Source organism: Kitasatospora sp. NPDC058243, from assembly GCF_042882025.1.
Classification (GTDB): Bacteria; Actinomycetota; Actinomycetes; order Streptomycetales; family Streptomycetaceae; genus Kitasatospora.
This window is the reverse complement of record NZ_JBHVWW010000017.1, coordinates 101,597-116,950: the sequence shown is the minus strand read 5'-3', so window position 1 is coordinate 116,950 and position 15,354 is coordinate 101,597. Positions and strand designations below refer to the sequence as shown.

Here is a 15,354-nt window from a genome sequence, read left to right as displayed (position 1 = left end):
GGTGTCACCGAGAGGTATGCACGTCGCACCGCTGCCGAACAGGCGCCGAATCGCGGTTGCCGAGGCGCCGGGGCACCGTGATCCCCATGGCGAGACCCATGTCGTACTCCTGCTGAACCCCCGCTGAACCGATGCCGGTACAACACAGCCACGGCCGCAATAGGCTGCTAGCGTCCTCACCACCGATCGCGGGAGCCGCCGTGAGCACAGTGCAGCGCTGGTCCGGCCGTGAGGCCATGGCGCTGCGCAAGGCGTCACGGATGAGCGTCAGGGCCTTCGCGACGCATCTCGGCGTCAGCGATCGGACGGTGTCCAAATGGGAGGCCGGCGGGGAGCACATCTTTCCCGTACCTGACTCACAGGCATTACTCGATACGGTCCTCGACCGGGCGGACCCGGATGCCGTGGAGCGCTTCCGGGAGATTCTGGGCGTGCCTGGCCCGCGCCCGGAGGTGACCGTGGGAAGTTACGTCCTTGCGCCACCCCCGGAGCACGGTTTGGTCCACAGATCTGAAGACTTCGACAGCGTCGTCAGGCTGCTGGCCGGAGCGAGCACTTCTCAGCGCGGCGTGACCGTGGCGGTGTGTGGCCCCGGCGGCTTCGGCAAGACCACCCTGATTACCCAGGTCTGTGAGGATCCGAGTCTCCGGGAGCTGTTTCCCGAGATCCTCTGGGTCGAGACCGGCGAAGGCTGCACCAGCGCCCGAGTCGTCGAGCTGATTTCCGACCTCTGCGTCCACCTCGACGGCATCCGCCCCGCCTTCGCCGATCCCGAGCAGGCCGGCTTCCACCTTGCCCGCCTGCTGCGGGGCAGGCGTGCCTTGTTGGTCATCGACAACGTCTGGTCCGCCTCCGACCTCGCGCCCTTCCTCCTTGGCGCTCCCGAGTGCAGCCGGCTCGTGACCACCAGGAACATCCGGACCTGCCCCTCAAGCGCCCAGGTGTTGCGGCTCGGGCCGATGACGGCGGCAGAGATCAGCGAGCTGCTGACCCGGACGGTGTCGCCTCTCGCACCGCCCGCCGCCGAGCAGCTGGCGGCGCTGTGCGGTGGGTGGCCGTTGTTGGCCAGCGTCGTCGGCTCCAATGTCTCCTCCGACCTTGTGGCCGGGGCATCCCCGGACCAAGCGGTGTCAGAGGCTCGCGAGGCCCTGCACTTCTACGGCCCGCCGGCGTTCGACGTCTGGGACGCGGATCAGCGGACCAACGCCATCGGCCACGCGATCACCGCCAGCCTGCGCAGCCTCGACGAAAGCGTCCGGATCACCGGCGGGTCCTCACTGCGCGGGCGCTATCTGTCGCTGGCAGTCTTTCCGGCCACAGCTCCCGTTCCCCTCAACGTCCTGACCCACTGGTGGCACTCCTCGGAAGGATGGTCCGCCAGTGCCGTTCGCCAGTTCTGCCGGGTTTTGGCCGATCGCTCGCTCATCAGCGCCTACTTGGCCGACCACGACGCGGTGGTCCTGCACGACATCTTTCGCACCTACCTCAAGCACCTCGTGGGCGAGCAGTGGACAGGCCTCCATCAGTCACTGATCGACTCGTACCGCGCGGTGAACGAGGGTGACTGGTCGCACCTCCCGGCCGCACACTCCTACATGTGGCAGAGGCTTCCCTACCATCTGCGCGAGGCCGGTCTCCAGGACGAACTCGTCGACGTGCTCTCGTCGACCTCGTACGTGGTCGGCAAGGCCGCGGCTGTGGGAAGCCAGTCGTTGGCGGCCGACGCCGCCCTCCTGGAACGCGTCGAGGCACTCCGGTCCCGATCTCACGAGCGCCATCAGGACTGGACCAGGGCTCGCACCCTGGTCGGCTCCGGCTACCTGCTCAACGGGCTGACCACACCGCAGGACATGGCCGCGACTCTCACGCTTGCCCTCATTCGCGAGCACGGTGACGGTGAGGCGGACTGCGCCGTCGGCACCGAGGAATCAAGAGGATTCGAGGTTTCCTGGGCCCGCTCTCCGGAGGACTCGGTTCCGTCCGGGACCGGCCATGTAGGAGCGGTGGTCTCTGTGTCGACCGGCGCCGTCCTGGCCGCCTCCGGTGGAGAGGACGGCACCGTGAAGGTTTGGGATCTGGTGTCACACCGACTGGTGACATCCGTCCACGGCCATACCGGCTGGGTCTTCGCCACCGCGCTGACAGGCGACGCTTCTCTTCTGGCCTCGGCGGGTGAAGACGGCGTGATTCGGTTCTGGCGCCCCCGAACCGGAGAGCTCGTCGGCATCCTCACCGGACACGACCGAAGGGTCCGGGCACTCACTTTCACGCCGAACGGAAGGCATCTGCTGTCGGCGGCCGAGGATGGCCACGTCCATGTGTGGGATGTAGAACGGCTGACCATCAGTCACAGCCTCGCCACGTGCGGCACGCCCCTGTGGGCGGTTGCGATCGACGCCACGGGGAGCATGGTGGCCGCCTCGGGTGAGGATGAGTTCGTTCGGCTCTACGACTTTCGAACGGGTGCCCTCCTGGACGAGAAAGCGGCTCATCGCGACTGGGTCCGCTCGGTCGCCTTCTCATCCACCGGCACGCTCCTGGCCTCTGGTTCGGGCGACCGTTCCGTCGCTCTGTGGGACACCGACGGCGGGCGTCTCACTGCGGTCCGTCGCGTCGACGATCTGCCCTCCCGCGTGCGTGCGGTGGCCATTGACGGTAGGTCGGGTGTGGTTCTGGCCGCGACCGAGGACGCGGTTGTCCGAGCCTTCGACGAGAGCGGCCCGTCGGGACGAGTCCAGATGCCGCCTGGGGTCGACTGGATCCGCAGCCTGACCGTCACAGCGAACGGCCAAGTGCTGGCCGCTTGCGAGGACGGCGGTGTTCGGTCGTGGACACCGCCAGACCCCCAAGACCTGCGAACCCTCGCCAGCGGTTCGAACACCGTGTGGTCCGCGCAGCTCGCGGCCCGGGGCTCGATCGGTGCGGTCGGCCACAGCGACGGCCGGATCGAGCTCTTGGGCCTCCCCATGGCGAGCCGGCACCGCGAACTGCGCGGCGGCGCAGGCCGGGTGTGGTCGATGGCCGCCGGCGGCAGCCATCTCGCGGCGGCTTGCGGCGACGGCGCTGTCCGAGTCTGGTCCCTCAATGACGAGACGTGGTCTCTCCAGCTGAACCAGGACGTCGCCCGGAGCTGGGCCGTGGCGATCCCATTCTCCGGCACGCGCCTGGCGGCCAGTACCGGAGACGGTCGCGTCCGCTGCTGGGACCTTCCGTCCGGAACTCTGCTCTGGGAACACCAAGCCCACGCAGGCCGGGTCCGATCCTTGGCCTTCGATACCGACGGCGACCTCCTAGCTGCGGCAGGTGGCGACGGCACGGTCCACCTCTGGGATGCGCGCACAGGTCGGCACCTGACGCGGTTGGTGAATCCGGGCGGCTGGGCCCGGGCAATCGCCATCGACGCCGACGGCCGCCGGCTGGCCATCGGCTCGGGCACCGGCGAGATCCACATCCGCGACATCCACAGTGAGCAGTTCGTCGCACACCTGCCCGGCCACTCCGGACGGGTGTTGATGGTGACCTTCCTGGACGATCCCGATCGCCTGGTCTCGGCGGCGGCCGACGGGACGGTCAGGGCGTGGTCGATCAGCCAGCAGCAACAACTCGTGGAGGTTCGGGTGGACGCGACCCTGAACTGTGCCACCGCCGACCCCTGCACGGCCCGAGTCCTGGTCGGCAGCGCGGCCGGAACAGCGCTGCTCCGGCTCGGTGAAACCGAGCTCGCCGCCGAGACCGACGGCAGCGATGCCGACGGCCCGGCTGCCCACCGATGACGAGAGAGACGAGTCCACACGTGCCGACCGCACCCGTGATCCTTGGTGACGTCCCCGGGTCCTTCGCCTGGGGTGTCTTCCACGAGCGCCACCCAAAGCTCGTTCAGCAGGTCCTCGACGCGCTGCCTTACGGTCCCGCCGAACGGGCGGCCGTCGAGCGGCTGCTCGCCGAGAGCACCACGGGGGTACTGGAGCCGCTGGGAGCGGAAGCGCTGGATGCCGCCCGGTGGCTGGAGTGGGGTGAGGGCCTGTGGGGCAGGCCGTGGGGCGAGGCACCGTTCTTGTGGGCGGAGAGCTACTTCTACCGCCGCCTCCTCGACGCGATCGGTTACTTCCGGTCCGGCGCGTGGCAGGGCGTCGACCCGTTCGCGCCGTTCAAGAACGCGGAACTGGCCGGGGCGGCGGTGGATGACGAGCTGGCCGCGCTGAGCAAGCTCGACGGTCTGCCGGAGACTCGGCGGGCGGAGTCGCTTCTGTCGTCCGCGCTGTGGGGCAACCGGGCGGACCTCAGCTTCCAGATCACTGCGGAGGCCGGCGGGTCGACCGCGTCCGATCTGGTGGCCGACGACAGCGCGTTGCTCTGGGCCGAGCTGGATCGGGCCAAGGGCGGGTGCGTCTGCGTCGTGGCGGACAACGCCGGCCGGGAGCTGCTGCCGGACCTGGTGCTGATCGACCTCCTCCTGACCCGCGGCCTGGCGGCTCAGGTCGTCCTGTACGTGAAGCCGCAGCCGTACTACGTGTCGGACGCGACGATGACCGACGCCCTCGCCTCACTCGAGCGCCTGCGCACTGCGACTACAGAGGCCGCCGAGGCGGTCGGCAAGCGGCTGTGGCACGCGATGAACAGCGGCACGCTCGTGGTCCGCACGCACCCGTTCTTCTGCGCGCCGCTGCCGTTCCACGACATGCCCACCGACCTCCGGGCCGAGTTCACCGACGCGGCGATGACGATCTTCAAGGGCGACCTCAACTACCGCCGACTGGTGGGCGACCAGCTCTGGCCGCCCACCACCCCGTTCACGAAGACGGCAGGCCACTTCCCTTCAGCCGTCGCGGCTCTGCGGACGCTGAAGTCGGACGTGCTCGTCGGCGTGGACGCCGCCACCGTCACCGAGCTCGACAGCACCGGGACATCGTGGCGCACCAACGGCCGCCACGCCGTCATCCAGGTCGGCCTCCGCCCGTAGCCGGAACACCGGCCCGGTCGATCCCACAGCACGGCCTTCGCGGCACGCGTCGCGTCCCGGACCCGGGTGGCACCAGCGCGGGCCGTCGCTCTCCGCTTCCGACTGCGAGGGTGCGGTCTCGAGGACTTCACCGAATCCGGCGTCGCCAGAGCTTTCTGGCACGAGACTGGCACGGCAGGTCCCGATTGGTCCGGACAATGCGAAAGCCGCAGGTCAGATGACCTGCGGCTCTCGGTATGGAGCGGGCGACGAGAATCGAACTCGCGCTCTAAGCTTGGGAAGCTCATGTTCTACCATTAAACTACGCCCGCCTGATGAGCCGTCAGAGACCGCTCAATCCAGTGTCACTGTACCCCATTCGCGACGGTGGTTGCACGGCCCGCCCAGGGAGTGGTGGGGCGGGTGGGGGTGGGTGGGGGGCGTACTGTGTGGGCCGCGTACGAGTGCTCCGGCGGGTGGGTTCGGGGCGGCGAGCCACGGTGTGGAATGTCCGGAGCATCCCCTAATGTGACGCTGTCCCGGGGCGAGGTCCCGCGGGGCGCGATGAGTACGGGTGAGTACTGGGTTAGGGATGGGAAGGGGATCGATGGAGCAGCGCGCCGTCGTTCGTTGTGCCGAGGGGCACCTGTTCAGCACCACCACGTTCCCGATGCAGAACCTCGGTCCGGGCCGGCTCGGGCCCGGGCGGCTGATCCGCTGTCCGCAGTGCGGGCGGCTGAGGAGTTCGGTGCTGGCCGACGTGCGGGAGCTGTCGGCGCCGCAACTGGACCGGGCGCTGCGGCTGGAGGCCGCGGAGTTCCTGGCCTGACGGTCGACGCGAGGACGGAACGGGCCCCGGGCGGATTCGTCCGGGGCCCTGTCGTGCACGTAACCTCGAAGCGTGCTGCTCTCTGACAAGGACATCCGGACCGAAATCGACCTGGGCCGGGTCGTCGTCGACCCGTTCGACCCGGCGATGATCCAGCCGTCGAGCATCGACGTGCGCCTCGACCGCTTCTTCCGCGTGTTCGAGAACCACCGCTACCCGCACATCGACCCCTCCGAGGAGCAGCCGGACCTGACCCGGCTGGTGGAGCCCGAGGGCGACGACGCGTTCATCCTGCACCCGGGCGAGTTCGTGCTGGCCTCGACGTACGAGGTCATCTCGCTGCCCGACGACGTGGCGTCCCGGCTGGAGGGCAAGTCGAGCCTGGGCCGGCTGGGCCTGCTGACGCACTCGACGGCCGGCTTCATCGACCCCGGTTTCAACGGTCACGTGACGCTGGAGCTGTCGAACGTCGCGACGCTGCCGATCAAGCTGTACCCGGGGATGAAGATCGGGCAGCTCTGCCTGTTCCGGCTCTCCTCGCCGTCGGAGCACCCGTACGGCTCGGAGCGGTACGGCTCGCGCTACCAGGGCCAGCGCGGCCCGACGCCGTCCCGTTCGTTCATGAACTTCCACCGCACCGACGTCTGATCCGGGCGGAGCGCACGCAGCACGGGCGGCCGCCCCTCGCCGAGGACGGACGAGGGGCGGCCGCCCGTCGCGTTTCCCGCGTGCTCAGGCCCGCTTGGGGCGGGTGACGGCGACCAGTTCGGTGCCGTCCTCGGAGAGCCGCAGTTCGGTGCGGAGTTCGGCGAGTTCGCCGAGGTGGTGCAGGTGGGTGCCGCCGCAGAAGATCTGCGCGCCGCCCTCGGGCAGCTCGCAGTGCCACTGGCGGCGGGCAGTGAGCTCGGGGCCGGGGACCTCGATGCGCACCGGGGCGTCGGCGGCGACCCAGGCGGCGAGCCGGGCGTTGACGGCCTCGGTGAGGGCGGGCAGGGCGTCGGCGAGCGCGGGGAGCTCGTCGGTGGCGTCCGCCGTGAAGCCCTTCTTCTTCAGCGACTTGCCGAGCCGGTAGGTGTCGGTGCTGGCCTCGGTGTCCATCACCGAGGTGGCCATCGCGAGGCTGTCGAAGTCGGGGTGGCCGAGGGCGTCGGAGCGGCCCGGGTCCTTGCGCCAGCGCGGCGCGAGGGCCTCGTTGAGGGCGAGGGCGAGCAGGTGGCAGCCGCTGTGCGAGGCGCTGAGGGCGGCCCGGCGGTCGGCGTCGACGGTGAGGACGGCGGTGCGCCCGACGAGGTCGCCGGGGTCGGTGTCGACGACGTGCAGGACCAGCCAGGACCACTCCTCGTCGCCGCGCCGGACCGGGATGTCGGCGCCGACCAGCGGAGTTCCGCCGTCCGGGCCGACGGCGCCGGTGAGGCAGTCGACGACGGCCAGCTCGGTGCCGTCGACGGTGAGGGTGCCGAGGTCGGCGGGCTGGTCGGGCCAGGTGTGGTCGAGCGGGTGGAACGGGGTGGCCCCGGTCACGACGGCGTGCCGGCCGTCCCCCAGCGGGTGCACCGCGATCACCGTCGACTCGCCGGTCACCGCCCCGGCCGGGAAGCTGACGTGCGTGGTGGGGAGGGTCATTCCTGGCTCCGGTGACGTGGAACGGGTGAGGGAGTGAGGGGTGAGGGGGTGAAGGCTGAGGGGGTGAAGAGGGTGGACGGGCCCCGGCCTGACCGGGATCCGTCCGCCATTGTGCCCTCCGGCCGTCAGCCCAGGGTCGGCAGCTTGATCAGCACCAGCAGCGCGAGCAGTTGCACCGCCGAGGCGGCGGCCGCCTTGCCCCAGGGCAGGTCGTGCACCCGCCGGACCATGCTGGTCAGCAGGTACGCGCAGAACGCCCAGGTGGCCCAGCCGGCGACCTGGACGACCGCGCTGCCCGAGGGCAGCACCAGGTCGAGCAGCAGCCGGGGCGCGTCCGTCAGCCAGCCGATCAGCGCGGCCAGGCCGACCGTCGACTTCCACGGGCCGTCCCCGCCGAGCTGGCGGGCCAGCGCGTAGGTGACGCCGCCGAAGAGCGCTCCGGCCACGGCGAAGCCGATCGCGGCGGCGGCGATGCCGGTCAGCGCGACGGTGAAGGTCGAGTCGACGATGTCGTCGTGGGTCAGGCCGATGCCGAGCACCGCGAGCGCGCCGTACAGCATCGAGACGGTGAGGGCGGGCAGCCAGACCTGGTGGTCGCGGGCGCGGTCGAAGGTCGCGGTGGGGGCGCGGAAGATGCCGATGAGCAGTTCGCGCCAGTGCGGGCGGGGCCCGGCGACGTGCGGGGCGGACTGGCCGCCGGCCCGGTAGACGGTGACGTTGTCCTGGCCGTACGGCGGCTGCTGCGGCCCGTAGCCGTCCTGGCCGTAGCCGTCGCCCTGCGGGTGTCCGCCCTGGTCGTAGCCCTGGTCGTAGCCCTCGGCGCCGTACCCCGCCTGCGGGTACCCGGGGTGTCCGCCGTACTGGCCCTGGTCGTAGTACCCGTGGTGGGGCGGCTCCTGCGCGTACGGGTCGCCGGTCGGGAAGGCCCGGGTGCCGCCGGGCCGGTCGGCGGCGTACGGGTCGTAGCCGCCCTGCGGGCCCGGGGCGCCGGGGCCTCCGGGCGTGCCGTCGGGGCCGTCGGTCACGCCCCGGTGCGGGGCCGTGAAGTACTCCGGCCCGTCCGTCTGCCCGTGCCCCCCGGGCCCCGCCGGCGGCGGAGGGGGCGCCCACCCGCCGTGGGGGTCGGCGCCCTGCCCGCTGTCGTATCGATTACCAGCCACGCTCTGACGGTACCCGTCCGGCCCAATCCGCGTGGGGCCTGGACGGAGCCGGGGCCGGTTTGCAGCGAGCCTGAGACGAACGCGGCCGAAATCCCGCCGCCGACGGCGCCAGCGGCCCGGCCCGGCCCGGCCCGGCCCGGGTCCTACCGCTGCGCGCTGACCGAGGGCCCGTGCACCGCGGCGGCCGCGGCGGTGCCGGCCGGGCAGCCGCCCGGGCCGGCCGAGGTGCGGACCGCGCCGACCGGCAGCAGGGTGCCGCAGGCGATCCGGATGCCGTTCGGCAGCTCGTTGTCGGATTCGACGATCGCGCCGTCCCCGATCACCGCGCCGTCCAGCGCCGAGCGGGCGCCGACGGTGGCGAAGGCGCCCACGATGGAGTCCTTGACCAGGGTCTCCGGGCCGACCACCGCGCCCGGCAGGATCACGCTGCCCTCGACGATCGCGCCGGCCTCGACCACCGCGTTCGCGGAGACCACGGTGCCGCCGCTGAGCACCGCGCCGGGGTGGACGGTGGCGCCGGGCAGCAGCAGGGCGTCGCCGGTCGGGCCGGGGACGGCCGGGGAGTCGACCTTGCCGAGCACCAGGTCGGCCGAGCCGCGGACGAACGCGGCCGGGGTGCCGAGGTCGAGCCAGTACGAGGTGTCGACGACGCCGCGCAGCAGCGCGCCGGTGGCCAGCAGCTCGGGGAAGGTCTCGCGTTCGACGGACACCTCGCGGCCGGCCGGGATGCGGTCGATGACGGACCGGGTGAAGACGTAGCAGCCGGCGTTGATCTGGTCGGTGACGATCTGCTCGGGCGTCTCCGGCTTCTCCAGGAACTCCAGCACCCGCCCGTTCGCGTCGGTCGGGACGAGGCCGAAGGCGCGCGGGTCCTCGACCCGGGTGAGGTGCAGGGTGACGTCGGCCCCGGCGGCCACGTGGCCGTCGCGCAGGGCGGCGATGTCGACGCCGGAGAGGATGTCGCCGTTGAAGACCAGCACGGGCTCGTCGGGGCCGCAGGTCAGCCCGGACGCCGCGTTGCGGATCGCGCCGCCGGTGCCCAGCGGCTCGCGTTCGGTCAGGTAGACCAGCTCGATGCCGTACGGGGTGCCGTCCTGGAAGTGGTCCTCGAAGACCTCGGCCAGGTACGAGGTGGCCAGCACGACGCGGGTGACGCCGGCGGCGGCCGCGCGGGCCAGCTGGTGGGCGATGAAGGGGACGCCCGCCACCGGCAGCATGGGCTTGGGGGTGTGGGTGGTCAGCGGACGCAGTCGCGTGCCCTTACCACCGACCAGCATGATCGCCTCGGTCATGGTCTGCGCTGTTCCCCTTGTGCTCTGCGGCCCCGGCCCGGCGGGCCGATACCTCCGTCGGTGGTCTGGACCCGTCCGGCCGTCCGGAACGGGTCGACCGGCGCGAGGCCGGTCTGCCGCCTACTGTATTTCCTCCCAACGGGCGGACACTCAGGCGGCCGTGCGATTGGCACCACTCCCCTACGGGTCCCGCCCCGGATCCACCCCCGGTCCGGCCCGTCCCGGCCCCCCAAAAGCCCGGCCCGGCGGGCGCTCTCGCGGTGACCACCGGGCCGGGCAGTTGTAGCAGAACTGTCGAACAGAGGACGCTACGCGTCCACCGTCGCAGGCTCCTCGGCGCCGGCCGGCGGGGTCGCCTTCACCGAGTCGAGCAGCAGCTGGGCGACGTCGACCACCTTCAGGTGCTCCTTGGCGGCGCCCTCGTTCTTCTTGCCGTTGACCGAGTCGGAGAGCATCACCAGGCAGAACGGGCAGGCGGTGGAGACGATGTCCGGGTTGAGGGACAGCGCCTCGTCCACGCGCTCGGTGTTGATCCGCTTGCCGATGCGCTCCTCCATCCACATCCGGGCACCGCCGGCGCCGCAGCAGAAGCCGCGCTCCTTGTGCCGGTGCATCTCCTGCTGGCGCAGGCCGGGGACCTTGTCCATGATCTCGCGCGGCGGGCTGTAGACCTTGTTGTGGCGGCCCAGGTAGCAGGGGTCGTGGTAGGTGATCAGGCCCTCGACCGGGTTGACCGGGACGAGCTTGCCCTCGTCGATCAGGTGCTGCAGCAGCTGGGTGTGGTGGATGACCTCGAAGTGGCCGCCCAGCTGCGGGTACTCGTTGGCGATGGTGTTGAAGCAGTGCGGGCAGGTGGCGACGATCCGCTTGACCGGCGCGTCCTCCAGGGCCGCGTTCAGCGTCTCGACGTTCTGCGCGCCGAGCATCTGGAAGAGGAACTCGTTGCCCAGCCGGCGGGCGGAGTCACCGGTGCAGGACTCCTCCTTGCCGAGGATGGCGAACTTCACGCCCGCGGTGTGCAGCAGTTCGGCGAAGGCCTTGGTGGTCTTCTTGGCGCGGTCCTCCAGGGCGCCGGCGCAGCCGACCCAGTAGAGGTACTCGACCTCGGCGGGGTCGATGTCCTCGCCGATCACCGGCACCTCGATGCCGGTCTCCTTCTTGAGCTCCTTGACCCAGTCCAGGCGGGCCTTGGTGGCCATGCCCCACGGGTTGCCCTTGTTCTCCAGGTTCTTGAGCATCGTCCCGGCCTCGGTCGGGAACGAGGACTCGATCATCACCTGGTAGCGGCGCATGTCGACGATGTGGTCGATGTGCTCGATGTCCACCGGGCACTGCTCGACGCAGGCGCCGCAGGTGGTGCAGGACCACAGGACGTCCGGGTCGATGACGCCGTTCTCCTCCGCGGTGCCGATCAGCGGGCGCTCGGCCTCGGCCAGGGCGGCCGCCGGGACGTCCTTGAGCTGCTCGGCGGTGGCCTTCTCCTCGCCCTCCATGTCCTTGCCGCCACCGGCCAGCAGGTAGGGCGCCTTGCCGAAGGCGTGCTCGCGCAGGCTCATGATCAGCAGTTTCGGCGAGAGCGGCTTGCCGGTGTTCCAGGCCGGGCACTGCGACTGGCAGCGGCCGCACTCGGTGCAGGTGGAGAAGTCGAGGATGCCCTTCCAGGAGAAGTGCTCGACCTGGGAGACGCCGAAGACCGCGTCCTCGGCCGGGTCCTCGAAGTCGATCGGCCGGCCGCCGCTGGTCATCGGGCGCAGGGCGCCGAGCGCGGTGCCGCCGTCCTCCTCGCGCTTGAAGTAGATGTTGAAGAAGCCGAGGAAGCGGTGCCAGGCCACGCCCATCGAGGGGTTGATGCCGATGGTGGTCGCCCACGCGAACGAGATGCAGATCTTCAGCATCGCGAAGAGGTAGATCAGGTTCTCCAGCGTGCCGTGCGACAGGCCGCCGAGGGCGGAGACCAGCGGGTACGACACCAGGTGCTCGGGCCCGTACGAGTCGACGCCGTTGAGGGCGCCCTCCAGGGCGCGCAGCATCAGGATGCACAGGCCGATGCCGAGGATCGTGTACTCGACGTAGAAGGCCTGCCAGGCGATCGAGCCGGCGAAGCGGGACTTGCGGCCGGACCGGGACGGCAGGCTGAGCAGCCGGATCACGATCAGCGTCGCGATGCCCAGCGTGGTGAGGGTGCCGACGAGCTCGACGAAGAGCTGCCAGAGCATCCAGTGGCCGATGATCGGCAGCGCGAACTCGGCGTCGAAGAGCTGGCCGAAGGCGTTGACGATGGTCAGCACCAGGCTGAAGAAGCCGACGGCGACGAACCAGTGGGCGATGCCCACGATCCCCCAGCGGTTCATCCGGGTGTGGCCGATGAACTCGACCGCGACGGTCTTCACCCGCTGGGCGGGCCGGCCGAAGCGGGTGGGGTCCGGCTGGCCGGTCCGCACCACTTTGTAGATGTACAGCGCCGCACGGGCGGCGAGCGCGGTGCCGATCACGAATGTGACCAGCGAGATGACGATCGCTGCTAGCTGCATCGGCTCTCCGTCTCCTGCGGCTTGCTGTTGAGCGGTCTTTGAACGGTCTTGCGTGGAACGAATTGTACTCGTCGGTAACTTGCCGGGCCGACGGCCCGGACATTACCGCCCGCCACCAGTCCTCCAGAAGGTTCCCAAGCTATGGCGGCAGTCACGTGGCACCACACGCGCCACGGCCAGGACCACGGCCACGGCCGAGGCCACGGGAAGTCGCCGCGGCCGCGGGAAGCGGACCGCTCAGCAAAGTTGAGCGGCAGCGACTCATCCCTGTTGACGGCACCCACCCGGTCGTGCATCCTTGAGCCTGTAAAGCTCAACTCTTCCGTGGAGGTATTTACGATGGCACGCGCGGTCGGCATCGACCTCGGTACGACGAACTCGGTCGTCAGCGTTCTGGAGGGTGGCGAGCCCACCGTCATCACGAACGCCGAGGGCGCGCGGACCACGCCGTCCGTCGTCGCTTTCGCGAAGAACGGCGAGGTCCTGGTCGGCGAGGTGGCCAAGCGTCAGGCGGTCACCAACGTCGACCGCACCATCCGCTCGGTCAAGCGCCACATGGGCACCGGGTGGAAGATCAACCTGGACGGCAAGGACTTCAACCCGCAGCAGATCAGCGCCTTCGTGCTGCAGAAGCTGAAGCGGGACGCCGAGGCCTACCTGGGTGAGACCGTCACCGACGCCGTCATCACCGTCCCGGCGTACTTCTCCGACTCCGAGCGCCAGGCCACCAAGGAGGCCGGTGAGATCGCGGGCCTCAACGTCCTGCGCATCGTCAACGAGCCGACCGCGGCCGCCCTGGCCTACGGCCTCGACAAGGACGACCAGACCATTCTGGTCTTCGACCTCGGCGGCGGCACCTTCGACGTCTCCCTGCTGGAGATCGGCGACGGGGTCGTCGAGGTGAAGGCCACCAACGGTGACAACCACCTCGGTGGTGACGACTGGGACCAGAAGGTCGTCGACCACCTGGTCAAGGTCTTCCAGGCCGGCCACGGCGTCGACCTGTCCAAGGACAAGATGGCCCTGCAGCGTCTGCGCGAGGCCGCCGAGAAGGCCAAGATCGAGCTGTCCTCGTCCTCCGAGACCTCGATCAACCTGCCCTACATCACGGCCTCCGCCGAGGGCCCGCTGCACCTGGACGAGAAGCTCACCCGCGCCCAGTTCCAGCAGCTCACCTCCGACCTGCTGGAGCGCTGCAAGGTCCCGTTCCACAACGTGATCAAGGACGCCGGCATCTCGCTCTCCGAGATCGACCACGTCGTCCTGGTCGGCGGCTCGACCCGTATGCCCGCCGTCGCCGAGCTCGTCCGCGAGCTGACCGGCGGCAAGGACGCCAACAAGGGCGTCAACCCGGACGAGGTCGTCGCCATCGGCGCCGCGCTCCAGGCCGGTGTCCTCAAGGGCGAGGTCAAGGACGTCCTGCTGCTCGACGTCACCCCGCTGTCCCTCGGCATCGAGACCAAGGGCGGCATCATGACCAAGCTGATCGAGCGCAACACCACGATCCCGACCAAGCGCTCCGAGATCTTCACCACGGCCGAGGACAACCAGCCGTCCGTGCAGATCCAGGTCTACCAGGGCGAGCGCGAGATCGCGGCGTACAACAAGAAGCTGGGCATGTTCGAGCTGACCGGCCTGCCGCCGGCGCCGCGCGGCCTGCCGCAGATCGAGGTCACCTTCGACATCGACGCCAACGGCATCATGCACGTCGGCGCGAAGGACCTCGGCACCGGCAAGGAGCAGAAGATGACCGTCACCGGCGGCTCCGCGCTGCCGAAGGACGACATCGAGCGCATGATGCGCGAGGCCGAGCAGTACGCGGAGGAGGACCACAAGCGCCGCGAGTCCGTCGAGACCCGCAACTCCGCCGAGCAGCTCGTCTACTCGACCGAGAAGTTCATCGCGGACAACACCGACAAGCTCCCCGCCGACGTCAAGGCCGAGGTCGAGACCGCCATCGGCGAGCTCAAGGAGGCCCTGAAGGGCGAGGACATCGCGAAGATCCGCGAAGCCTCGGAGAAGGTCTCCACCACCGCGCAGAAGCTCGGCCAGGCGCTGTACGCCAACGCCGACGCCGCCGCCCCGGCCGGCGAGTCCGCCCAGGCCAAGGACGACGACGTCGTCGACGCCGAGATCGTGGACGACGAGAAGCCCAAGGGCGGTGCGGCATGACGGACAAGCCGCAGGGCGGCAAGCCCGGCGACGACTCCGCCGCCGACGAGGCTGTGATCAAGGCCGCCGAGGAGGCCGCCGCAGCCGGCGCCGCCGACTCCGGCTCCGGTGCTGGCTCCGACGAACTCGCCACTGCCAAGCGGGAGTCGGCCGAGCGCACCGCCGACCTGCAGCGTCTGCAGGCCGAGTACCAGAACTACCGCAAGCGGGTCGAGCGCGACCGGCTGACGGTCCGCGAGATCGCGGTCTCCAACATCCTGGAGTCCCTGATCCCGGTGCTCGACGACATCGGCCGCGCCCGCGAGCACGGCGAGGTCACCGGCGGCTTCAAGTCCGTCGCCGAGTCCCTGGAGACGGTCGTCGCCAAGCTGGGCCTCCAGCAGTTCGGCAAGGAGGGCGAGCCCTTCGACCCGACCATGCACGAGGCGCTGATGCACAGCTACTCCTCGGACGTCACCGAGGACACCTGCGTGCAGATCCTCCAGCCCGGCTACCGCATCGGCGAGCGGATCATCCGCCCCGCCATGGTCGCCGTCGCGGAGCCCCAGCCGGGCACCCAGACCACGGCCGCGCCCGACGGCGAGGCGAAGTCCGGGGACGCGGACAAGTCCGACGGTGGTTCGGACAGCTGACAACCTGTGACAGCTGACAACCAGTGCGCTGCGGAGTCGTACGCCGGCCAGAACGGCGGCCGACCCCACCACGCGCTGTCCACAACGCCCCGTGGAGCGGGCTGTTTCTTCTCCCCCCCTCCCCGCCCACCAGACCGCTCTTTGTCTCGGGGTGCTGTTTTTTGTTTGTGGGGAGG

The 15,354-nt window shown here is 70.2% G+C and carries 9 protein-coding genes, 1 tRNA gene and 1 pseudogene; 6 read left to right on the top strand and 5 right to left on the bottom strand.

Annotated features, from left to right (window positions below; genetic code table 11):
- The first annotated feature begins 200 nt into the window (after positions 1-200).
- Positions 201-3,773 (top strand): NB-ARC domain-containing protein, encoded by a 3,573-nt coding sequence (locus ACFVX9_RS14610; RefSeq protein WP_387981871.1) that lies wholly within the window; start codon positions 201-203, stop codon positions 3,771-3,773.
- A 20-nt stretch (positions 3,774-3,793) separates the two neighbouring features.
- Positions 3,794-4,960 carry a damage-control phosphatase ARMT1 family protein gene (locus ACFVX9_RS14605; RefSeq protein ID WP_387981869.1) on the top strand — a complete coding sequence of 389 codons (1,167 nt, stop codon included), beginning with the start codon at positions 3,794-3,796 and terminating at the stop codon, positions 4,958-4,960.
- 237 nt (positions 4,961-5,197) lie between these two features.
- Here ACFVX9_RS14605 and ACFVX9_RS14600 read toward each other — a convergent pair.
- Positions 5,198-5,271, bottom strand: a tRNA-Gly gene (locus ACFVX9_RS14600).
- Positions 5,272-5,546: 275 nt separating this feature from the next.
- Between ACFVX9_RS14600 and ACFVX9_RS14595 the strand changes: the two genes are divergently transcribed.
- Both ACFVX9_RS14595 and dcd read left to right on the top strand, forming a co-directional pair.
- The gene (locus tag ACFVX9_RS14595) at positions 5,547-5,768 is read left to right on the top strand and encodes a hypothetical protein (protein WP_079135746.1); all 222 of its coding nucleotides are present in this window, start codon (positions 5,547-5,549) and stop codon (positions 5,766-5,768) included.
- A gap of 72 nt (positions 5,769-5,840) precedes the next feature.
- Complete coding sequence (gene dcd / locus ACFVX9_RS14590) at positions 5,841-6,416, top strand: dCTP deaminase (RefSeq protein ID WP_063348548.1); 576 nt, start codon at positions 5,841-5,843, stop codon at positions 6,414-6,416.
- Positions 6,417-6,500: 84 nt separating this feature from the next.
- Here dcd and ACFVX9_RS14585 read toward each other — a convergent pair whose 3' ends face one another.
- The 4 genes and pseudogenes from ACFVX9_RS14585 to ACFVX9_RS14570 all read right to left on the bottom strand — a co-directional run bounded on the left by ACFVX9_RS14585 (position 6,501) and on the right by ACFVX9_RS14570 (position 12,374).
- Positions 6,501-7,391 (bottom strand): metal-dependent hydrolase, encoded by an 891-nt coding sequence (locus ACFVX9_RS14585; RefSeq protein WP_380489417.1) that lies wholly within the window; start codon positions 7,389-7,391, stop codon positions 6,501-6,503.
- A gap of 125 nt (positions 7,392-7,516) precedes the next feature.
- The gene (locus ACFVX9_RS14580) at positions 7,517-8,551 is read right to left on the bottom strand and encodes a Yip1 family protein (protein ID WP_387981866.1); all 1,035 of its coding nucleotides are present in this window, start codon (positions 8,549-8,551) and stop codon (positions 7,517-7,519) included.
- Positions 8,552-8,769: 218 nt separating this feature from the next.
- Positions 8,770-9,843 (bottom strand): annotated as a pseudogene (locus ACFVX9_RS14575) (sugar phosphate nucleotidyltransferase); the annotation flags it as partial.
- 308 nt (positions 9,844-10,151) lie between these two features.
- Positions 10,152-12,374, bottom strand: coding sequence for a (Fe-S)-binding protein (locus ACFVX9_RS14570; protein ID WP_387981865.1), 2,223 nt, complete (start codon positions 12,372-12,374; stop codon positions 10,152-10,154).
- A 339-nt stretch (positions 12,375-12,713) separates the two neighbouring features.
- Between ACFVX9_RS14570 and dnaK the strand changes: the two genes are divergently transcribed.
- The gene (gene dnaK, locus ACFVX9_RS14565) at positions 12,714-14,546 is read left to right on the top strand and encodes a molecular chaperone DnaK (protein ID WP_063348543.1); all 1,833 of its coding nucleotides are present in this window, start codon (positions 12,714-12,716) and stop codon (positions 14,544-14,546) included.
- Entirely contained in the window at positions 14,543-15,178 is a 636-nt protein-coding gene (grpE, locus tag ACFVX9_RS14560) for a nucleotide exchange factor GrpE (RefSeq protein ID WP_063348542.1), read from the top strand. The genes dnaK and grpE overlap by 4 nt, the downstream gene beginning before the upstream one ends.
- The last annotated feature ends 176 nt before the right edge of the window (positions 15,179-15,354 follow it).

What these genes read in the sequence shown, in the direction of transcription:
- dnaK (WP_063348543.1), top strand. Translation starts at nt 12,714, where the DNA reads ATGGCACGCGCGGTCGGCATCGACCTCGGTACGACGAACTCGGTCGTC.
- ACFVX9_RS14570 (WP_387981865.1), bottom strand. Translation starts at nt 12,374, where the DNA reads ATGCAGCTAGCAGCGATCGTCATCTCGCTGGTCACATTCGTGATCGGC.
- ACFVX9_RS14585 (WP_380489417.1), bottom strand. Translation starts at nt 7,391, where the DNA reads ATGACCCTCCCCACCACGCACGTCAGCTTCCCGGCCGGGGCGGTGACC.
- ACFVX9_RS14595 (WP_079135746.1), top strand. Translation starts at nt 5,547, where the DNA reads ATGGAGCAGCGCGCCGTCGTTCGTTGTGCCGAGGGGCACCTGTTCAGC.
- grpE (WP_063348542.1), top strand. Translation starts at nt 14,543, where the DNA reads ATGACGGACAAGCCGCAGGGCGGCAAGCCCGGCGACGACTCCGCCGCC.